The organism is Mycobacterium sp. 3519A (genome assembly GCF_900240945.1).
Taxonomy (GTDB): Bacteria; Actinomycetota; Actinomycetes; order Mycobacteriales; family Mycobacteriaceae; genus Mycobacterium.
The window spans coordinates 905,056-926,038 of record NZ_OESG01000013.1; the positions used below are offsets into that span (position 1 = coordinate 905,056).

General features: G+C 66.8%; 14 protein-coding genes and 1 pseudogene. 3 read left to right on the forward strand and 12 right to left on the reverse strand.

Annotated features, from left to right (window positions below; all coding sequences use genetic code 11):
- Positions 1-32: 32 nt before the first annotated feature.
- Genes C1A30_RS12225 through C1A30_RS12235 form a run of 3 tightly spaced genes read right to left on the reverse strand, consistent with a single transcriptional unit; the run spans position 33 to position 4,213 of the window.
- On the reverse strand, positions 33-1,760 hold the full coding sequence (locus tag C1A30_RS12225) for a glycerol-3-phosphate dehydrogenase/oxidase (RefSeq protein ID WP_101948576.1): 1,728 nt from the start codon (positions 1,758-1,760) through the stop codon (positions 33-35).
- A 51-nt stretch (positions 1,761-1,811) separates the two neighbouring features.
- Positions 1,812-3,329, reverse strand: coding sequence for a glycerol kinase GlpK (glpK, locus tag C1A30_RS12230; RefSeq protein WP_101948577.1), 1,518 nt, complete (start codon positions 3,327-3,329; stop codon positions 1,812-1,814).
- Between the two features lie 38 nt (positions 3,330-3,367).
- On the reverse strand, positions 3,368-4,213 hold the full coding sequence (locus tag C1A30_RS12235; protein ID WP_101948578.1) for an MIP/aquaporin family protein: 846 nt from the start codon (positions 4,211-4,213) through the stop codon (positions 3,368-3,370).
- A 251-nt stretch (positions 4,214-4,464) separates the two neighbouring features.
- Between C1A30_RS12235 and C1A30_RS12240 the strand changes: the two genes are divergently transcribed.
- The gene (locus C1A30_RS12240; RefSeq protein ID WP_101948579.1) at positions 4,465-5,229 is read left to right on the forward strand and encodes an IclR family transcriptional regulator; all 765 of its coding nucleotides are present in this window, start codon (positions 4,465-4,467) and stop codon (positions 5,227-5,229) included.
- Positions 5,226-6,749 carry a glycerol kinase GlpK gene (gene glpK / locus C1A30_RS12245; RefSeq protein WP_101948580.1) on the forward strand — a complete coding sequence of 508 codons (1,524 nt, stop codon included), beginning with the start codon at positions 5,226-5,228 and terminating at the stop codon, positions 6,747-6,749. The genes C1A30_RS12240 and glpK (C1A30_RS12245) overlap by 4 nt, the downstream gene beginning before the upstream one ends.
- Here glpK (C1A30_RS12245) and ligC read toward each other — a convergent pair.
- The 5 genes and pseudogenes from ligC to C1A30_RS12275 all read right to left on the reverse strand — a co-directional run.
- Positions 6,728-6,988, reverse strand: a pseudogene (ligC, locus tag C1A30_RS36045) (ATP-dependent DNA ligase); the annotation flags it as partial. The gene glpK (C1A30_RS12245) and the pseudogene ligC overlap by 22 nt on opposite strands.
- Before the next feature lie 552 nt (positions 6,989-7,540).
- The gene (locus C1A30_RS12260; protein WP_101948581.1) at positions 7,541-12,079 is read right to left on the reverse strand and encodes an ATP-dependent helicase; all 4,539 of its coding nucleotides are present in this window, start codon (positions 12,077-12,079) and stop codon (positions 7,541-7,543) included.
- Between the two features lie 32 nt (positions 12,080-12,111).
- Positions 12,112-13,122 carry a sulfotransferase gene (locus C1A30_RS12265; RefSeq protein ID WP_101948582.1) on the reverse strand — a complete coding sequence of 337 codons (1,011 nt, stop codon included), beginning with the start codon at positions 13,120-13,122 and terminating at the stop codon, positions 12,112-12,114.
- A 61-nt stretch (positions 13,123-13,183) separates the two neighbouring features.
- On the reverse strand, positions 13,184-14,329 hold the full coding sequence (locus C1A30_RS12270; protein WP_101948583.1) for an FAD-dependent oxidoreductase: 1,146 nt from the start codon (positions 14,327-14,329) through the stop codon (positions 13,184-13,186).
- A gap of 216 nt (positions 14,330-14,545) precedes the next feature.
- Entirely contained in the window at positions 14,546-15,229 is a 684-nt protein-coding gene (locus tag C1A30_RS12275; RefSeq protein ID WP_101948584.1) for a TetR/AcrR family transcriptional regulator, read from the reverse strand.
- 53 nt (positions 15,230-15,282) lie between these two features.
- Here C1A30_RS12275 and C1A30_RS12280 point away from each other — a divergent pair, with 53 nt between their 5' ends.
- Positions 15,283-16,197 (forward strand): ribonuclease Z, encoded by a 915-nt coding sequence (locus tag C1A30_RS12280; protein ID WP_101948585.1) that lies wholly within the window; start codon positions 15,283-15,285, stop codon positions 16,195-16,197.
- A gap of 1 nt (position 16,198) precedes the next feature.
- On the opposite strand, the gene C1A30_RS12285 is transcribed toward C1A30_RS12280, so the two are convergent.
- From C1A30_RS12285 to C1A30_RS12300, 4 genes are read right to left on the reverse strand one after another with little or no spacing between them, the layout of a single operon-like run.
- Entirely contained in the window at positions 16,199-17,365 is a 1,167-nt protein-coding gene (locus C1A30_RS12285; RefSeq protein ID WP_101948586.1) for an RtcB family protein, read from the reverse strand.
- 32 nt (positions 17,366-17,397) lie between these two features.
- On the reverse strand, positions 17,398-19,779 hold the full coding sequence (locus C1A30_RS12290; RefSeq protein ID WP_101948587.1) for a glycoside hydrolase family 65 protein: 2,382 nt from the start codon (positions 19,777-19,779) through the stop codon (positions 17,398-17,400).
- Positions 19,776-20,519, reverse strand: coding sequence for a beta-phosphoglucomutase family hydrolase (locus tag C1A30_RS12295; RefSeq protein WP_101948588.1), 744 nt, complete (start codon positions 20,517-20,519; stop codon positions 19,776-19,778). Before C1A30_RS12295 ends, C1A30_RS12290 begins: the two co-directional genes overlap by 4 nt.
- Before the next feature lie 4 nt (positions 20,520-20,523).
- On the reverse strand, positions 20,524-20,949 hold the full coding sequence (locus C1A30_RS12300) for a hypothetical protein (RefSeq protein ID WP_142392594.1): 426 nt from the start codon (positions 20,947-20,949) through the stop codon (positions 20,524-20,526).
- Between the last annotated feature and the right edge of the window lie 34 nt (positions 20,950-20,983).

The following is a 20,983-nucleotide window of genomic DNA, read 5'->3' on the forward strand; positions in this document are numbered from 1 at the left end:
CAGCTTCCCTCCATGGGCTGAGCCGATGCGGATCACAATGGACCGACGGGCACGATCTCGGCCGCGCCCATCCGGGCACCGTCGGCGGTCTCGTCGTCGGGCATGGTCTGGCTTTCCCGCTCGGCCGCGACCCGCGCGAGGTAGTGGCTGATTTCCAGCGCCTTATGCTCGTCGGACCATCCCAGCAGCGGCGACATCAGATCGGCGACCTCCCGACAGGAATCGGTGCCCCGGTCGAAGGTCTCTATCGAGATCCGCGTCCGGCGGCACAACACGTCGTCGAGATGTAGCGCACCCTCGTGGGTGGTGGCGTATACCACCTCTGCGCGTAGGTAGTCATCGGCAGCGGGCAGGGGGGAGCCCAAGGCCGGGTCATCGCGAATGAGGCCGAGTACCTCGCCGATCATCGATCCGTGCCGGTTGAGCAGATGGGCGATCCGCGGCTCGCTCAGACCCGAGTTCGCGGCCAGCTGGTGGCGGGCGTTCCACAGCGCGTGGTAACCGTCGGCACCCAGTAGCGGCACGTTCTGCGTCATAGAGTTCGGGATCCTGCGGTCGAAGGCCTGCCCCAAACCGTGCACGGCCTCGTCGACCGCATCCTTGGCCATCACCCGGTACGTGGTGTACTTGCCGCCCGCGATCACCACCAGGCCAGGGACACTGTGACCGACGGCGTGTTCCCGCGACAATGTGGAGGTATCCGCGGATTCACCGGCAAGAAGCGGGCGCAGACCCGCGTAGACACCCTCGACGTCGGCTTCGGTCAGCGGTGCCCGCAGCACAGCGTTGACCTGGCCGAGCAGGTAGCGGATATCCTTCAGGCTGGCCGCCGGATGTGCCTTGTCGAGCGACCATTCGGTATCGGTGGTTCCGATGATCCAGTGTCGGCCCCACGGGATGACGAACAGGACCGACTTCTCGGTCCGCAGGATGATCCCGGTGGAAGACCGTATTCGGTCACGAGGGACGACCAGATGAATTCCCTTGCTCGCTCGGACATGGAATTGTCCGCGCTCGTTGGCCAGCCCCTGCGTTTCGTCGGTCCAGACGCCGGTGGCGTTGATCACCTGGCGCGCCCGCACCGGGTAGGTGCGATTCGACTCCAGATCGACGACGCGGACCCCGGTGACGCGTTCACCCTCGCGGATGAGATCCACCACCCGGGTGCGGGTCGCGATCCGCGCGCCGTATGCGGCCGCGGTGCGCGCGATCGTCATGGTGTGCCTGGCATCGTCGACCTGGGCGTCGGAGTACACCAGTGCGCCGACAAGCGCATCCTTGCTCAGGGATGGAGCCGCTCGCAACGCGCCGCGACGGGTGAGGTGCCGGTGCAGCGGGATCCCGGCTCCGTGTCCGGACGCCTTGGACATCGCGTCGTAGAGCGTGAGCCCGGCGGCGGTGTAGATGCGCTCCCATCCCCGATGCCTGAGCGGGTAGAGAAATTTCACGGGCTTCACCAGGTGTGGCGCCAGCTTCTCGAGCATCAGCCCGCGTTCGGACAGCGCCTCGGCGACCAACCGGAAATCCAGCATCTCCAGGTAGCGAAGACCGCCGTGGATCAACTTGCTCGACCGGCTGGAGGTGCCCGAGGCGAGATCGCGGGCTTCGACCAGCCCTACTTTCAAGCCCCGGGTGGCCGCATCGAGCGCGGCGCCAGCACCGACGACCCCACCGCCGATCACCACGATGTCGAGCGGGTTGGCCGCGAGGTCCGCCAGTGCGGCCGCGCGATTGGCAGGGGAGAGCGCCACCGCCTCCATATCGGTACCTTGTCTTTCGTATTCGTCTGGGGCGCTTACGGATTGCCGGCGTCAGCCGACGTCGACCCAGTCCAGCGTGCGCTCGACGGCCTTACGCCATTGCCCATACCCCGTCTCGCGTTGTTCGTCGGACCAGGTCGGTTGCCAACGTTTGTCTTCGAGCCAGTTCTTGCGCAGTTCGTCGGTGTTCTTCCAGAAGCCGACGGCCAACCCGGCCGCGTACGCCGAGCCCAGCGCGGTGGTTTCGGCAACGACGGGCTTGACCACGTCGACGCCGAGCACATCAGCTTGGATCTGCATGCAGAGGTCGTTGGCGGTGATACCACCGTCGACCTTCAAGACCTCCAGGTGTACACCGGAGTCCGCCTCCATCGCATCGACGACGTCGCGGCTCTGGTAGCAGATCGCCTCGAGCGTCGCGCGGGCGACATGGGCGTTGTTGTTGAACCGCGAAAGTCCGACGATCGCGCCGCGCGCATCCGAGCGCCAATAGGGTGCAAACAGGCCGGAAAACGCCGGCACGAAGTAGACCCCTCCGTTGTCGGGGACTTGTCGGGCCAGCGTCTCCGATTGTGCTGCGCCACTGATGATTCCCATCTGATCACGCAACCACTGCACTGCTGACCCCGTAACGGCGATCGATCCCTCCAGCGCATACACGGCGTCGGCGTCGCCCAATTTGTAGGCAACCGTGGTCAAAAGCCCGGCTTTGGAACGCACGATGTCGGTTCCCGTGTTGAGTAACATGAAATTGCCTGTGCCGTAGGTGTTCTTGGCCTCACCGGGTGCGAAACACACCTGCCCGACGGTGGCAGCCTGCTGATCGCCGAGCGCGCCGGTGAGCGGTACTTCACCGCCGAGTGGGCCGTCGGCGAGGGTGACACCATAGGGTTCGGGCGACGACGAAGGCACGATCCTGGGCAGCATCTGCCGGGGGATGCCGAACAAAGCCAGCAGTTCGTCGTCCCAATCGAGGGTTTCCAGGTTCATCAACATGGTGCGACTGGCATTGGTCACGTCGGTGACGTGTGTGCCAACGCTGGCGCCGCCGGTGAGGTGCCACAGCAGCCACGAGTCGGTGTTGCCGAATAGCGCGTCACCGTTCTCGGCGGCCGCGCGGACGCCGTCGACGTTGTCGAGGATCCACTGAATCTTGCCGCCGGAGAAATAGGTGGCCGGCGGCAGACCGGCCTTGTGCCTGATGGTCTCCCGATGGCCGTCGGCGTCCAATGCGCTGGCGATGCGGTCGGTTCGGGTGTCCTGCCACACGATGGCGTTGTAGTAGGGCCTGCCGGTGTGCCTGTTCCACACCACCGTCGTCTCGCGCTGGTTGGTGATGCCCAGAGCGGCCAGGTCGCTGCTCACCAGCCCGCTTGTGCCCAGCGCGGTCTGGATGACCGACGATGTCCGCTCCCAGATCTCGACGGGATTGTGCTCTACCCAACCGGCTCGCGGCAGGATCTGCTGGTGTTCGAGTTGGTGCTGGGCGACGACGTTGCCACCATGGTCGAACACCATGAAGCGCGTGCTGGTGGTTCCTTGGTCGACGGATCCGACGAAGTCGGGCATAGAAGAACTCCTGTGTCTGCGATGGGGTGAGCGGACGGTCAGCTGTTGGTCATTGCGGTGGGCTCGGCGACACTGACTTCCTGGGGCAGTTCCAACGCGGTGGGCAGGTATCGCTCGATCCCGAAGACGAACACCGCGCCACCGATCAGACCACCGATGACCGGGGCGATGATCGGCACCCAGAAGTAGAGTTCAGGACCGTTGGCCGAGAACATGGCGTCGTTGTAGCCGGTGATCCAGGACGCCAGCCGCGGACCGAAGTCGCGCGCGGGGTTGATCGCGTAACCGGCATTGGTGCCCCACGCCATGCCGATGCCGACCACCAGGAGCCCGATGATCAGCGGTGCCAGGTTGGCAAGCGGCGGGTTGTTTCCTGCGGTGGTCACCGCGAGGATGACGATCACCAGTACCGCGGTTCCGACGATCTGGTCGGCAAAGGCAGTGGCGGTGGACACGCCCGTACCGGGCGAGGTCGAGAAAATCCCCTGAGTTGCCTTGGTGTGGCCGGGATCGACGGTGGCAATCTGGTCGGCATAGACGAATCTGACGATCAGCGCACCGACGAAGGCGCCCGCGAACTGAGCGCTGATGTAGGGCAGCACTTTGCGCCTGTCGAAACCTTTGAACACCGTCAACGCCACCGTCACTGCGGGATTGAGATGGGCACCGCTGAGCCGACCGGCGACAAAGACGGCCATCGTCACGCCCAGGCCCCACCCGAAGGCGATCGAGTTGTGGTCGCCTGCTCCAACGGACTTCGGGAATCCGCCCGCGATGACCTGGGCGACCACCCCGCAGCCGAAAAGAATCAAAATCGCGGTGCCCAGGAGTTCGGCGGACAGTTCGCCGATGAGAGGATGCTTGGTCCGCGTCGATGCTTTCATTGCTCACTTCCTTGTGCGCTTGTGCTGATGGGACTTTCGTGCTTTGGCACGAGGCGCGACGGTGCACTGCACCGCGGTGGCCGTGCCGCACTGTGAGATGGTGCGAAGCTATGTGGGAATGTGACGGCCATCAATGGCGGTTGTTCGACAATGTCGAACGTTTCGTGGCGTGACGACGAGATCGGGATGGATGACGTGCTCCGCCTGTGATATTCGTCGCGTAGCGCCACCGAGAGTGAGGAGTGGGCCCGATGCCCGGATCTATCCAATCGATCGAACGCGCCGCAGCCATAATGGATTTGATCGAGCAAAGCGACAGGCCCCTTCAACTGCGCGACATCGTCCAGGACATGCAACTGTCCAAGGCGACGGTTCACGGAATCGTGCGCACTCTGGTCGAGGTGGACTACCTCCAGCAGGATCCCGACACGGGCAGTTATTCGCCAGGGCCGCGCGCATATTCACGCGAAGGCGTGGAATTGGATGGAAATGACCTGCGATCGATCTCGATGGTCTGGGCCGACGCACTCGCGCTGTCTTCGGGATTCGAAGTGCTGATGACATTGCTGAACGGTCACGAGGCCGACGTCGTGCACCATGTGTTCCGACCCGACGACACTGCTCAAACGCTGCGTGTCGGGGAGCGGATACCACTGCACGCGACCGCGTGCGGCAAACTCGTACTGGCGTATTCGCCGCGCCGCGAACGTATTTTGCGCAACCTCCGGCTCGAACGCTTCACCCTCAGGACGTCGGTGAACCGCGCACGACTGACCGACGAGATCGAACGGGTCCGGCGCTCCGGCGTGGCGTCCGCCAGCGGCGAATACGATCCCGACCTCGCGGGTGTCGCGGTGCCGGTCCATGGGCGGAGCCGGTCGAGTGTCGCGGCCATGGCGGTGCTCGGGTCACCGGAATCGCTGCTTGGCCGTGACGGCTCACCCGATACCGATGTCCTCTCGGAGCTGCGGCATGCCGCCGCGGCAGTGATCCACGCGCTGCAGCCAACACGGTGACCGAACAGCGCGTGGTCGCTGCGATCGACCTGGGCACCACCTCGGCTCGCTGCATGTTGTTCGATCACCGCGGCCGCATGGTGGCGATCGCGCAGCGTGAGCAGCGGCAGTCCTTCCCGCGGCCGGGCTGGGTCGAGCAGGACGCGCTGGAACTGTGGCGCAATGTGTGCCGGATCGTGCCCGATGCACTGCGCGCCGCTGGGTTGGAGGCGTCCAATGTAACGGCCATCGGGATCGCCAACCAACGCGAGACGACTGTGGTGTGGGACCGCCGCACCGGCCATCCGCTGGCCCCCGCGATCACGTGGCAGGACACCAGGACGGGTCCAGTGGTGGACCAGATAAGTCCCGACGCCGAGGTGTTTCGACGCATCGCGGGATTCCGACCGGCTGCGTATTTCGCCGCACCGCGATTGCGCTGGCTGCTCGACAATGTCCGCGGTCTTGAGTCGCGGGCACGAGCAGGAGAAGCACTGTTCGGCACGCTCGAGTCGTGGTTGATCTGGAACCTCACGGGCGGACCCAGACACGGGATCCATGTCACCGACGTGACCAATGCCAGCAGAACGCTGTTCATGGACTTGCGGTCGATGCAGTGGAGCTCCAAACTCCTTGGACTGCTGGATATCCCGGAGCCGATGATGCCCAGGATCGTGTCCAACAGTGAGGTCTACGCTCGATGCTCGGTCGTGTTGCCGGGTGTGCCGATCGCAGCTGCCATCGGCGACCAGCAGGCTGCGTTGTTCGGCCAGATGTGCTTCGACCCCGGCGACGCCAAATGTACGTACGGCACCGGCGCGTTCCTGTTGATGAATGTCGGCACCTCGATTGTCGAGTCTCCGCACGGTCTGCTGCCGACGGTGGCCTATGCAGCGCCGGGCCGTGCCCCGATGTACGCGCTGGAGGGGCCGATCGCGGTGGCTGGTTCGTTGGTTCAGTGGTTCCGCGACTCGTTGGGTGTGATCGCCACCGCACCGCAGATCGAGACGCTGGCGCGCAGTGTCGACGACAACGGCGGTTGCTACATCGTGCCGGCATTCTCCGGACTGTTTGCGCCACATTGGGATTCGGAAGCCAGAGGTATCTTCGTCGGGCTGACGTCCTATATAACCAAGGGCCACTTGGCGCGGGCCGTGCTCGAAGCGACGGCGTGGCAGACCTGGGAAGTGGTGAACGCGATGACAATCGACTCCGGGGTGCCGCTCGCGCGGCTGGCGGTCGACGGCGGCATGACTTCCAATCATCTACTGATGCAATTCAACGCCGACGTCCTCAACGTTCCGGTGGTGCGGCCGTTCGTCTCTGAAACAGTGTCACTGGGCGCAGCGTACGCCGCTGGTCTCGCCGTCGGTTACTGGCCGGATGTCGCGGCACTACGCGCCAACCGCCACGTGGCCGCGGCATGGTATCCGAGAATGGAAGCCCGCGTCCGCAGACGCGAGGCCGCTGGATGGACCGCAGCCGTCGCGCGCGCTCTGACCAATGGCGGAGAATGGCGTCATCCGGCAGAGCCTGGCTGACGGCCGAGGCCGGGCACGATATTCCCGAGGTCCAAGGTCGCCGGGCGTTCCAGTTGGCCGAAAGTGCACGACGTCGGCTCGCGGTCGGGGCGCTACCGGTTGAACTGCGCTGTGTGGCGCAACCTTTCACCATCCATGTAGTCGTATTTGACTTCGACGACGCGTTCGGGTCGCAACGGGACGAACAACAGGCCCTTGCCCGCGTTCCAGCGCGAGCCGCCCTCGTACCGACGGGAAGCGCTGTCGGCGGGTACCTGCGCGCCCCAGTCCGACCGTAAGGTCGAGATACCGTGCTATCTATGCGATCCCGACGGATACATCGTCGAAATCGGACAGGCCGGCTGAATGCTCCACGACGTTTTCGCCGACCAGCCAGCCCAGGACTACTAAACTCCGGCCGGTTGGTGGGCGCGGTACCCGGCATCAGGTCCACGCCGCCCGCTCGGTGCTGCGGACTACGAGACATCTGGTCGTGTTGCGCGTTGACTGGGAGTGACATCACGAGGTCTACTTGCGGCGCGCCGATAACGGCGCCCTCTGACATCGGGATTGACGCTGTGACAACCAGTTTGACAACTGACAGCCGCCGCAACCGTCGCTCCGCGCGCTACCCCCTTCGAGCTAGGTGTATTCATCCATCAGCCGACTGCGACCAACCTGATGGCTGAATACGTCTGATATGTAGGCATGGTTTGTCAATTGGCTCTACCCCGGCGAGTTTTCGCCCGCCCAAGGCAACCCACGTCCGATTGCAGCCCGAGGCCTTCGGCCTCGAGTCAACCCCATATCGGCTAGCGCAACCGAAGGCCCCTCGGGGTGCGGGCGAACCCGGCGCCCAGCAGCGCCTCCTGCGCCGCGGCGCGCTCGCCCTCGCCGACCGGTTCCAGCACCGATACGCCGTTGATCTTCTCGACGAGCAGCGAGCCGATGCGCCCCGCGGCGACCAGATCGGTGAGCGCGGCCGCGGCCGTCGCGTGCGCGTCGGCGTCGCCGGTGAAGCTCAGCAGCGAGCGGCCGCCGCGTTCCAAGTACCAGGCCAGCTCCCCGTCGACGATCGCGACCAGCGCACCGGCCTTGCGTCCCGGCCGGTGCGTGACGTCGTCGTCGGCGCTGGTGCGCGTCGGCCACGGCAGCGCCGCGCCGTACGGATTGGCGGGATCGGCGGCCGCGAGGACGACCGCGTGATATTCGCGGCGCTCCTGGTCGACGCCGTCGAGGTAGGACCGCAGGCGGTCCACCGTCGAGGCGACGGCGAACTGCGCCCCGCCCAGCGACTCGACGAAGTAGCCACGCTGACAGCGGCCCGCCTCTTCGAACGCGGTCAGCACCTTGTACAGCATCGCGAAGCCACCCGGCACCTCCTCGGCCCCGACCGCACCCTTGGTGAGCACGCCGTGCCTGCCGAGCAACAGCTCGGCCTGGAAATGCGCCCGCACCGTCGACTCCGGTTCGGCCGCGGGCAGCGCCGACCACCGGCCCGCCACTGTCGGATCGGACTGCCGCGCCGCGGCATGCGCGACGCTGTAGCGGCTCAACCGCGGCGGCCGCTGGCGTTGCCGGTGCGCCGGCGCGCCGCGGCGCCCCGTCGACCGACGGCTGCCAGCCAGCATCGCGCGCACCGGTGCGAACGTGTCGCCGGTGACCCAGCCGGCCCAGATCAGTTCCCACAGGGCCTGTTTGAGCTGCTCGGCTTCGCCACCGCCGGCGAGTTGGCGGAAGAAATACGCACCGCCCGCGCCGAGGGCGTCCATGATCGCCCGATGCGTGTCGGTGAACTCGAGTTCGGTGGGCGCAGCCAAGGTCAGTGGCGCCGACTCGGCGGGATGGAAGGCGATCCAGCCGTCGCCGCCGCCGATCTGACCGACACCCGACCAGGTGACCTCCCCGGAGGCGAGCAGTTCGTCGAGCATCGCCGGTTGGTAGTCACGCACCCGCTGCCCGAACACCAGCGACTCCACCGCCGATGCGGGCACCGGCACACCGGCCAACTGGTCGATCACCGACGCTAGGCCGTCGATACCGGAATTGTGTGTGCCCACCTGCTGCCACGACGGCAGGAACCGGCCGTAGGCCGCCGTGCTGACCGGCTCCACCTGCGCCCGCAACGCGGCCAGCGACCTGCGCCGCAGGATCTTCAAAACGTCTGCGTCACACCACTGCTCGCTGTCCCCATGCTCAAAAACGGGGATATCCGTGAACTCGCCCCGGATCAGCTTGCCGTCGATGGCCATCCTGCCCAGCACGTCGGCGGTCACCCGCAGGCCGAGGCCGAACCGTACCGCCGCGTCACGCGTGGTGAACGGTCCGTGGGTGCGCGCGTAGCGGCCCAGCAGCTCACCGAGCGGGTCGTCGACCGATTCGGTGAACGCCGTCGGCACCCCCACCGGCACCGCCACGCCGACGCCGTCGCGCAGCAGACCGATGTCTTCGATTGCCGCCCACCAGGTTTGGTCGGCGAACGACACCCGCAGCGCCCGCTTGGCGGCTTGCAAACCGTCCAGCCAGCCGCCGACGTCCCTGGTGGTGCAGCGGTCGGCGATCTCCTGCTCGGTCAGCGGGCCGAGCACCCGCAACAGGTCGGCGACGCCCTCGGCGTCGCGGGCCAACCGGTCGGCGGACAGGTGCTGCAGTTGTCCGGTGGTGGTGGCGATGACCTGCGGGTCGAGCAGTTCGCGCAATTCGACGCGGCCGAGTAGTTCGGCCAGCAGCACGCTGTCCAGTGACAGGGCGGCGGCGCGACGCTCGGCCAGCGGGCTGTCGCCCTCGTACATGAAGGCGCCGACGTATCCGAACAACAGCGACGCCGCGAACGGTGACGGCGTCGAGGTCTCCACCTCGACGATCCGCAGCCTGCGCTGCGCCACCCGGTGCATCAGCTCGGTCAGCGCGGGCACGTCGTAGACGTCCTGCAGGCACTCGCGAACCGCCTCCAGCACGATGGGGAAGTCCGGGTACTTGCGGGCCACGTCGAGCAGTTGCGCGGCGCGCTGCCGCTGATGCCACAGCGGCGACCGCTTGCCCGGATGTCGCCGCGGCAGAAGCAAAGCGCGGGCGGCACATTCGCGGAACCGCGACGCGAACAGCGCCGAGCCGCCCACTTCGGCGGTGACGATCGGTTCGATCTCGTCGGCGTCGAAGACGAACAGGTCGGCACCGGGCGCGGCGTCTTCGGTATCGGGTAGCCGGACGATGATGCCGTCGTCGGAGGCCGTCGGCTTCTCGTCGATGCCGTAGCGCTCCCGCAGTCGCCGGGACACGGCGAGCGCGAGCGGGCCGTGTACCCGAAGGCCGTAGGGGGAGTGCAGGATCACCCGCCAGTCGCCGAGTTCGTCGCGGAAGCGTTCGACCATCAACGTGCTGTCGCTGGGCACGGTGCCCGTCGACTGCCGCTGGTCGTCGAGCAACTGCCACAGGTTGTCGGAGGCGAACTGATCGAAACCCATTGCCCGGCAACGTTCGATGAACTCATCGTGGCCCAGACGCGCCAGCTCACCGGTGAACGCACCGACCGCGGCGCCCAACTCGGCCGGCCTGCCGACGCCGTCGCCCTTCCAGAACGGCAGCCGGGCAGGTTGACCCGGCGCCGGAATGACCAGCACACGGTCGTGGGTGATCTCGGTGATGCGCCAACTGGTCGCGCCGAGCGAGATCACGTCGCCCGGCCGTGACTCGTAGACCATCTCCTCATCGAGTTCGCCTACCCGCGAAGGCTTTTCGGAGTCGGTAGCCAGGTATACGGTGAACAGGCCGCGGTCTGGGATGGCGCCGCCGGAGGTGACCGCCAGCCGCTGCGCGCCGGGCCGTCCGGTCAGCGTGCCCGCATCCCGGTCGTACACCAGCCGCGGCCGCAGTTCGGCGAATTCGGTGGACGGGTACTTGCCCGACAGCAGATCCAGCGTCGCCTCGAATGCGCTGCGCGGCAACGTCGCAAACGGTGCGCTGCGCCGCACCGCGTCGAACCAGCGGTCGGCGTCGATGGGCTCCAGCGCGCACGCCGCCACCGTGTGCTGGGCCAACACGTCGAGCGGATTGGTGGGCACGTGCATGGTCTCGATCTCGCCTGCCAGCATCCGCTTGACCGTCACCGCGCAGCCGATCAGGTCGGTGCGGTGCTTGGGAAACAGCACGCCCTGCGAGATCTCACCGACCTGATGCCCGGCCCGCCCGATCCGCTGCAGCCCGCTGGCCACCGACAGCGGTGCCTCGACCTGGATCACCAGATCGACGGCGCCCATGTCGATGCCCAACTCCAGGCTGGACGTCGCGACGACGGCGCGTAGGCGCCCGCTCTTCAGGTCGTCCTCGACGAGCGCGCGCTGCTCCTTGCTGACCGAGCCGTGATGCGCGCGGGCCAGCAGGGTGGGTGCGCCCTGCGACTGACCGCTGGCCATCAGCTGGGCAGGGGAGCCGCCGCCGACTTGTGGATTGCGCCCGTCGGGCAGTTCGATGCCGTTGCGTTCGGCGTGGATCTCGTTGAGCCGCGACGTCAGTCGCTCGGCCAGCCGCCGCGAGTTCGCGAACACGATCGAACTGCGGTGCGCCTCGATCAGATCGACGATGCGCGCCTCGACGTCGGGCCAGATGGAGTTGTTCTCCAGGTTCGCCATATCCGGCACCGGCACCTGCACCGACAGGTCGAACGTCTTGGCCGCAGGCGGCGCGACGATGGTCGTCCTGGCCTGCCCGGACAGGAACCGCGCCACTTCCTCGGGCGGCCGAACGGTCGCCGACAGCCCGATGCGCTGCGCGGGGGTGGCCAGAATCTGGTCGAGCCGCTCCAGCGACAGCGCCAGATGCGCACCGCGTTTGGTGCCGGCCACCGCGTGCACCTCGTCGACGATGACCGTCTGCACCTCGGCCAGCGTCTCGCGGGCCGAGGACGTCAGCATCAAAAACAGCGACTCCGGCGTGGTGATCAGGATGTCCGGCGGATTGCTGATCAGCGCCCTGCGCTGGGCGGGCGGGGTGTCCCCGGACCGGACCCCGACGCTGATGGACGGCGCGGTCAGCCCGCGACGCTCCGCGATCCGGCCGATGCCGATCAGCGGGGTGCGCAGGTTGCGCTCGACATCGACGGCCAGCGCCTTCAGCGGCGATACATACAGCACCCGCGTGCCGGTGCCCCTGGGGTCTGACGATGCCAGCTGGTCGATGGCCCACAAAAACGCGGCCAGCGTCTTACCGGATCCGGTCGGGGCGATGACCAGCGTGTTGTCGCCGTCGGCGATGGCCGACCAGGCCTGCGCCTGCGCCGCGGTGGGCTCGGCGAAGGTGCCCGTGAACCACTCGCGGGTCAGCGCGCTGAAGCGCTCGAGCGGATCAGAGGTCATCCAGCCATGGTGCAGCAGCCCACCGACAAGTTTCAGCCAAGCCCGAGAGCCTGCATGCCGGGGCGGCACGCAGCGGCCAGCGCGTCGCGGTCCGGTGGGCTGAGCTGTCGCGCCGCACCGCGTCGGGTGCGGTCGATGCGATCGACGCCAGCGCGGACCCAGTCGGGCGTGGCGGTGACTCCGACGTACTCGGCGAACCTGACCAGCTCGCGCTCGGGGTGATCCAGCAGATCCTCGTAACGCAGGTCGAGGCGTCCGGGCAGCCCGTCGAGGTCAGCGAGGCCGCACCGGACGGCTTCGGACCACATTGCCCCGAAGTCCACCAGCGGTAACGCCCGCTCCATGACCAGCGTGCGCATATCGGAATCGGGCCCGAGCAGCGCGCCCAACTCGGCGGGTAGCAGGTCGGCGTGCTCGGGCCGAAGGTCGTCGGTGGAGCGCAATCCCAACATGTCCCGCATGCGGTTCTGCAGCAGGATCAGCCGAAACGCGGGATGCCGTGACATGGACAGCGCACAGTCGGGACCGTTGCGGTACAGATGCACAAAGCGTGCTTCGGGAAACGCCGCGCGCATCCGGCGCACCGCGCTGATGGAGTAGCCCGAACGCTCGACGGCGACCGAACGGCCAGGGCCGAGCAGACCGAACAGTGCGCGCCAATGGTCGGCAAGCGGGCGCACCGGCCATGACGGCACCACACGGTCCAACTCGTCGAAGATCGCGTCCGGGTCGCTGCTCAGGTGGGCCAGGGTCACCACGCAGAGCGGCGGCACACCGTCCTCGGGTCGAAATCTCCCGGTCGTCTGAAGATAACGGAATTCGGGCGTCGCGATCCCGGCTCGGAACATCGCAGTCAGTACCGGATTCGGGGTGGCAAGACGCATCCAGAAATCGGCACCCGACACCGGGGTCACATCGATCATGTCGAAGCCGACCATCGCCCACAACTCGCTGATGCTCAGTACGTCGGGATGGGTGCCCAGGATCTCCGACAGGACAGTGGAGCCGTTGCGGCCACTGCCGACCACGAAAACGATGTCCACGTTTCTGCTCCGATTTCATGTCGAGAAATTATGGCGACGGCAATCCGCGAATACGCATTTGCTAGAAAGTGCGACCACCCAACCGCTGCGCAATCTTAGCCGCGGAAACGACCGCGCTCTCCTGCGAATCCACGTCGAAAGTCCACGACCCGGCAAACCACAAATCGTCGCGCCCCTGGATCGCCTCCAACCGCTGCTGGGCACGCACGGTGTCCGGCGTGATCACCGGATGCCAGTACTCGGCGGCGGCGATCACCTCGGTCGGTTGGCGGTCCCGGAAGGTCGTCCAGCTTTTGAAGACCTGTTCTGTTGTCCCGCGCAGCCCGCCGTACCAGATCGACGCCTCGCAGTGCTCGCCTGTTCGCACCGCGTTGAACGCCCGCCAGTCCCGCCGTCGGGCGGGCATGTAGATCGGGTCGGTGTGGATTGCCATCGTCGCGCGGATCTCTCGGAATCCCGACAGATCCCGGTCCAGGACACCGGTCAGCAGCTTGCGGGCGACCGATGCGGGCACCGCGAGCACCAGGACGTCGAATACCTCACCGCGCAGGTGGAAGCCCTCTGGTGAGCGCGATATCCGGGTGATCTCGGTCGACGTCCGCACGTCCGAGATCGCCAGCCGGTCAGCGATGACGCCGAGGCCGTCGACGGCGTTGTAGTACGTCATCGAGGTGAGGGTCGCCGCACGCTGCATGAATGCCAGCGCCGCCATCGCCGAGGTCTCCAGTGCCACGGGGATCACGCAGTTGCCGAACGCGGCGATCCACGGCAGCACGACGTCGTTGCGCGTGGCGGCGGGCAGCCAACGCAGCCGCCTGGACACGAACTCCGAGACTGTCATGTCCCAGGTCCGATTCGTCCGCCCGGCCGCCATCATGGCGCCCAGCGCCGCGGCGCCCAGCGGTGTCCGGTGCGGCTGGGCGGAATCGAGCAGTCTGCGCGGGTCGGTCAGCGCGGCCGTGTTACGGATGCGCTCCATCTTGATGGCGAGCACCTCGTTGGCCAGCCGCCAGTAGGTCGGTTGGACGGCTGGCGAGACGAACTGCGCCGCCAGGTCGTACCCGCCGTCCACGGTGTGCGCGTGCCCGCCGAGGCGGGCGTTGCGTTCGAACAGCACCACGTCGTGCACAGGGTCCAGCAACCATGCCGTCACCAAACCGGCCACGCCACCACCGACTACCGCAATCCGTTTGCGGAGAAAAGTCACAAGCCAGGGACGCTACCGCACTAATTCGATAAACGGCGCGCAATAGATAATATCTCCGACGCCATTTATTGGACGTAAATTATGCACTTTCGACAATTAAACGGTATTCGTCAAAACAGGCAAATGAAGTGCTCCCGAATAGTGCGGCCGCTATCGACGTGGTTCCGCGCCTTCAGCGCCTTCACAGCAATGTGCGACTGTCTCGGCCGGGCAGATTCAGCGATGCTCGGGCGCGACGGCCTCGCTCAGCGTGGCCGGGATGCCGGGGACCCTGCCGATCGCGTCGAGCAGGGCGTGCGCACAGCAGTCGCCGACGTAACCGGAGTCCAGTGACGGGTCGAGCAGGCGTTGGCGGCACATCTCGAACGTGAATGCCAGCCAGCCGTAGATGGTGACGCGCAGGTCGCGTTCGACCTTGGAGTCCATCTCCTCGCCGACGGCGCCGGTGACACGCTCGATGATCCGGTCGACCTGCCGGTTGTTGTCGACGTCCTCGATTCCCCGCAGCACCGGATCGGAACTGCCGCTGCCGACGTGGGCCGCCCACGCGCCGTGCGGATGCTCCTCGTCGTAGCGCACATACGCCAGCACGCCCTCGCGCACCTGGTCGAAGAGGCTCTGCCCGGGCTTCGGCGGGGTGCTGGTCGCCTCGAAGAGGCGGTCGCCCTCGGCGCGGACCACCTCCGCGAAGAACGTCCGCTTGTCAGGGAAGTAGTGGTACATCAGCGCCCGCGACACGCCCGCCCGTTCGGCGATCTCGTCGATGCGGACCTCGTCGTACGGCCGCTCACCGAACACCTCGGCGCCGAGCGCCAGCAGTTCGTTGCGACGATCGTCGGGCGACAGCCGCCGCCGGGAGGGCGACGAGCCGCTTGCGCGAAGAGCGTCAGGCCCAGCCATACCGCCATTCTAGTTAACACACGTACAACAGCCTGCGGCTTAGTGTCACAGACGTGTCCACACGTGAGTTGGTCGTGCTCGGGACGGCGAGCCAGGTGCCGACCAGGCATCGCAACCACAACGGCTATCTGCTGCTGTGGGACGGCGAAGGCCTGCTCTTCGACCCTGGCGAGGGCACGCAGCGCCAACTCCTGTTGGCAGGCGTCGCGGCCAGCAGCATCACTCGGCTCTGCCTCACCCACTTCCACGGCGACCACTGTCTCGGCGTACCCGGTGTGGTGCAACGCTTTTCGGCCGACGGGGTGGCGCACGAGATGCGCGCTTACTTTCCCGCCTCGGGCGCCGAGTACTTCGCCCGGCTGCGCCACGCCTGCTCGTTTCATGAGCGCGCGAACGTGATCGAGGTGCCCGTCGACGCGGACGGGCCGATTGCGCAGGGCGGTTTCGGGGCGCTGGAGGCGATGCGCCTCGAGCACTCGATCGACGCCTTCGGCTATCGGCTGATCGAGCCCGACGGTCTGCGCTTCGCGCCCGACCTGCTGGCCCGGCACGGCATCGCGGGGCCCGCGGTCGGCGAATTGCAGCGCACCGGTTCGATCCGGGTGAACGACCGCACCGTCGCCTTGGCCGACGTCAGCGCGCCGCGGCGCGGACAGCGGTTCGCGTTCGTGATGGACACCCGGTTGTGCGACGCGGTCTACGAACTGGCCGACGGTGCCGACATGTTGGTGATCGAGGCGACGTTCCTGAACGACGATGCCGACCTGGCCACCCGGTACGGCCACCTGACCGCGGCCCAGGCCGCCCGCGTCGCGCAGGAGTGCGGAGTGCGCCGACTCGTACTCACGCATTTCTCCCAGCGGTATCCCGACCTGGGCCGCCACCGCGACGAAGCGGCCGCGGTGTTCGGCGGCGACGTGGTCGTCGCCGAGGATCTGATGAGGATCCCGGTGCCGAAGCGCCGCTGAGTCAGGTGCCCTTGACGTTGACCACCTGACGCAGCGTGGTCACCACCTCGACGAGGTCCGCCGAATCGGCCATCACCACGTCGATCGACTTGTACGCGTCGGGAATCTCGTCGACCCATGCCTCACCGTGGCGGTACTCGATGCCCTTCATCCGCTCGGCGAGGTCGTCGGCGGTGAACCGGCGGCGCGCCTCGCTTCTGGAGAAACGGCGGCCCGCGCCGTGCGGTGCACTGCACAGGCTGTCGGGGTTGCCCCTGCCGCGCACGATGTAGGAGCGGGTGCCCATCGACCCCGGGATGATCCCCATCCGGCCCCGGTGCGCGTCGACGGCTCCCTTGCGGGTCACCCAGACTTCCTTGTCGCCGTGCCGTTCTGGCGTGGTGTAGTTGTGATGGGTGTTGATCCGTTCGGTCTCGACGTCGTCGGCGTCGACCTGCATCCAGTGCGCGAATGCCTGCCGGAAGCGGTCCATCATCTCCTCGCGGTTGGCCAGCGCGAAGGCCTGGGCCCACCGCAATTCGGCGATGTAGCTGTCGAATTCGGCAGTGCCCTCTTCCAGGTACGCCAGGTCGGCGTTGGGCAGCGCGACGCCCTTGTCGCGGCACTGCTGCTTGGCCACGTTGATGTGCCGGGTGGCGATCTTGTTGCCGACGCCGCGCGACCCGGAGTGCAGGAACATCCAGACCGCGTCGTCTTCGTCGACGCACAGCTCGATGAAATGGTTTCCGCCGCCGAGGGTTCCGAGCTGGTGTCGCCACTTGGGCGAATGGGACAGGTCGACGTCGCCGTCGCGCGCCAGCGCATCGAGGTGTTCGATTCTGGCGGCGGTGAATGGGTACCGCTTCAGCGACTTGTTGTAGTTGCCTGCGCTGAGCGGAATGGCGGATTCGAGCGAACGGCGAAGCCGCGCCGTGTCCTTGCCCGCGATGTCGGCTGCCGTGAAACGGGTACGGGCCGCGATCATTCCGCAGCCGATGTCCACGCCGACCGCGGCCGGGATGACGGCGCCCAGCGTCGGTATGACGGTGCCGACCGCCGCGCCCTTGCCCACATGAGCGTCTGGCATCAACGCCACGTGCGGGTACACGAACGGCAGTGCCGCGGTCTGCGCGGCCTGCTCGACCGTGCCCTGGTCGATCTCGCTGGCGAAGTTGACGACGTTGACCATGGTGTGACGCTCACCCCCGAGGTCGAGGGTAGTCAGTGGCCGTCGCTGGTGGCACCTGATTTATCGCCCCGCCGGTGTAGCGGCGCGCGCCCCGGCGGTTGGCACGGCGGGCCGAGCAGCGGCTCACGCCGTTGCAGCGAAACCGTTGTCGGGGAGTCGGTGCTCAGTTCGAGCGCCTCGCCCGCATGGCGAATGGTCAGCCGGTGGTCCGGGCCGTCCCGCAAACCGTATGTCACGTCGTCGTGTGTGACGTCGACGGTGAGCCGGAAGTTTCTCCATCGCAGCCGGAACCGCAGCCGTGAGATACCGTCCGGCAATTGAGGATTCAAGTCGAGCTCCCCGTCGTGGTCACGCAGGCCGCCGAGCCCCGCGACCAGAGCGATCCACGCGCCTGCCAACGACGCCATGTGCAGGCCGTCGCGGGTGTTGTGGTGTAGGTCGCGCAGATCGATCAGCGCGGCCTCGTACAGGTAGTCGTGCGCCAACTCCAGATGGCCCACCTCGGCGCACATCACTGCCTGCGTACACGCCGACAGCGACGAGTCTCTGGTGGTGCGCCGTTCGTAGTAGTCGACGTTGTGCGCCTTCTGCTCAGCCGTGAATTCGCCACTGCACCAATGCATCGCGAGCACGAGGTCGGCCTGTTTGATAACCTGCGACGGGTACAGCCGCACATATGGCTCGTTGAGCAGCAGCGGATACGCGGTGTTGTCCGAGAAGTTCCACTCGCGAAGTGTCGTGAAGCCCTCGCACTGCTGGTGAACGCCGAGTTCCTTATCGAACGGGACGTGCACCGCCGCGGCCGCGTCGCGCCACGCGGCTGTCTCCTCGGGTCCGACGCCCAGCGCCAGCGCGCCGTCAGGGTGCCGGTTGCAGGCGGCCGCCGCCGTCCGAAGATTGTGTGCCGCCATCAGATTGGTGAATACGTTGTCCCGGACGACGGCGGTGTACTCGTCGGGACCGGTCACGCCGTCCAGATGCCAGACCCCGTGCCGGTCGTGGTGGCCCAACGACATCCACAGCCGTGCCGTTTCCACCAGCACGGTCAGACCGCATTCCGACTCCAGCGAATCATCGCCTGTGACAATGCGATACTGCTCGAAGGCCATCGCGATGTCGGCGTTGATATGCCAGGCGGCCGTGCCCGCGGGCCAGTAGGCCGAGCATTCCTGGCCGCGGATCGTGCGCCACGGGAACGCGGCGCCCGCCAAATCGAGTTCCTCCGCGCGGTCGCGGGCCAGATCCAACGTCGAAGCCCGCCAGCGTAACGCGTCCGCCGCGGCATACGGCGCCGTGTAGGTCAGTACCGGAAGGACGAATCCCTCAGTGTCCCAGAAGGTGTGGCCGTCGTAGCCGGTACCGGTCAGACCCTTCCCGGGGATCGCGCGGCGTTCGGCCCGCGCGCTGGCCTGCAAGACGTGGAACAACCCGAAGCGCACGGCCTGCTGGCAGTCCGCGTCGCCCTCCACCTCGACGTCCGCGCAGTCCCAGAAGTCGTCGAGGAAGTCGCGTTGCGCCTCGAGCAGCCCTTCCCAGCCGCAGTACTGGGCGCCGGCGACCGCGCCGAGCACCTGGTCGCGCAGCGCGGGTCGGGACCGCAGACTCGACCACCCGTAGGCGAGGTACTTCACGATGCGCAGCTTCTGTCCCGGCCTCAGCCCGCAGATGATCGTCGTCCTGGCCCAGTCCTCGCCGGCACTGGTGTCGACTTCGACACGGCCGGGCACGTCGATCTGGTGTTCCATCGACGCGGCCATCATCAATCCGCTGTTGCGGGTGCGGTGTACGAGCAGTGCGCCCTGGTTGTCGGCGTCGTGCTGCACCGCCTGCAGCGGGTTTCGCAGTAGCACGGCGACCCGCGGATCGTCCGACGGCGTTGGCTGGTCCTCGTTGGCGACGAGCTCGGATTGCACTGTCATCCGCGCGAATTCGTCGACCGCCTCCACGATGTATTCGATAGCCGCGACGCCGCGTTGCACCAGCGACACCAGGCGTGTCGAGCGCAACTTCATCCGTCTGCCCGCGGGCGAGGTCCAGGCCGCATGCCGCGTCAGCGTGCCTGCCCGCATGTCGAGGACGCGTTCGTGGGACTCGAGGTTGCCGTAGCGAACGTCGAACGGTTCGTCGTCGACGAGCAGGCGCAGGATCTTGCCGTTGGTGACGTCGACGACCGACTGGCCGTCTTCTGGATAGCCGTATCCCGCTTCGGCATACGGCAGCGGGCGTGTTTCGTAGAACGAGTTGAGGTAGGTGCCGGGCAGCCCGTACGGTTCGCCTTCGTCGAGGTTGCCGCGCAGGCCGATGTGCCCGTTGGACAACGCGAACACCGACTCGGACTGCGCGAGCAGGTTGAGATCGAGTGTGGTCTCGCGCACGCACCACGGTTCGACGGGGAAGGTCTGTTCAGTGATCATCGGTCCGCCAGCAATTCGGCCAGATCGGTCACGACGATCGTTGCGCCGCTGCGGCGCAACGCATCTGCCTGCCCGACGCGGTCCACACCGACCACGCAGCCGAAGTTGCCGCGTCGGCCCGCCTCGACGCCGGCCAACGCGTCTTCGAAGACCGCCGCTTCGGCGGGTTCGACCCCCAGCAAGTCGGCTGCGCGCAGGAACGAGTCCGGCGCAGGCTTGCCGGGGATGTGTTCCTCCCGCATGGTCACGCCGTCGACGCGCTGTTGGACGAACTTGTCAAGCCCGGTCATTTCCAGCACTTCTCGGGTGTTGGCGCTGGACGACACCACCGCGATCGCCAGTCCGGCGGCGTCGGCCTGCTCGAGATAGCGCCGCGAACCTTCGAACACCTTGACGCCGTCCTCGCGCAGCGTGTGATGGAACAGTTCGTTCTTCCGATTGCCGAGGCCGTACACGGTTTCGGCCGACGGGTCGTCGTCGGGCGTGCCGTCGGGAAGCGTGATACCGCGGGAGGCCAGAAACGACCGGACGCCATCCTCGCGCTTCTTGCCGTCGATGTAGGTCAAATAGTCCGAGGCGATGTCGAATTCGACGAACTGTGCACCGGTCCGCTCGGCCCGCTCGCGCAGGAACGCGTCGAACATTGCTTTCCAGGCCTTCTTGTGCACGCTTGCGGTGTCGGTCAGCACGCCGTCGAGGTCGAACAGGCAGGCGCGCACGGCGTCCGGTAGCCCGAGCATGGTGCTAATTGTGCTGAAATTTCCCGGGCATTGCGAAGTCCGCTGTTCGGGCGGGTACGAGACGCAGCGCCAGCAGGCCGAACACCAACACGCACAACGCTGGGCCGCCGAACAACACGACCGCCAGCAGCAGGCCCGTCGTGGACCCGGACAGGGCTGTCGCGAATGCGAACGCAGCGATCACCCACGACACGACGCAGGTGATGACGGCGGTGACCACCGCGACGACGCAACTGGTCAGCGCGCCGTAGTAGGCCGCACCGCTGACCGCCAGCACGACGAGGACCGGGATCCCGATGATCGCCGCTGCCGCCAGCGAGCCCGACGCCGAACCGAGTTGGCGGGCGGCGGGCATCACCAATGCGCCCGCCGCTATCGCGGCGACAACCACGCCGACCACTGCAAACACACGCGGATTGCTGTTTTGCATGGTCATAGAGTGACCCGCTGGCGCGGTATCAAAA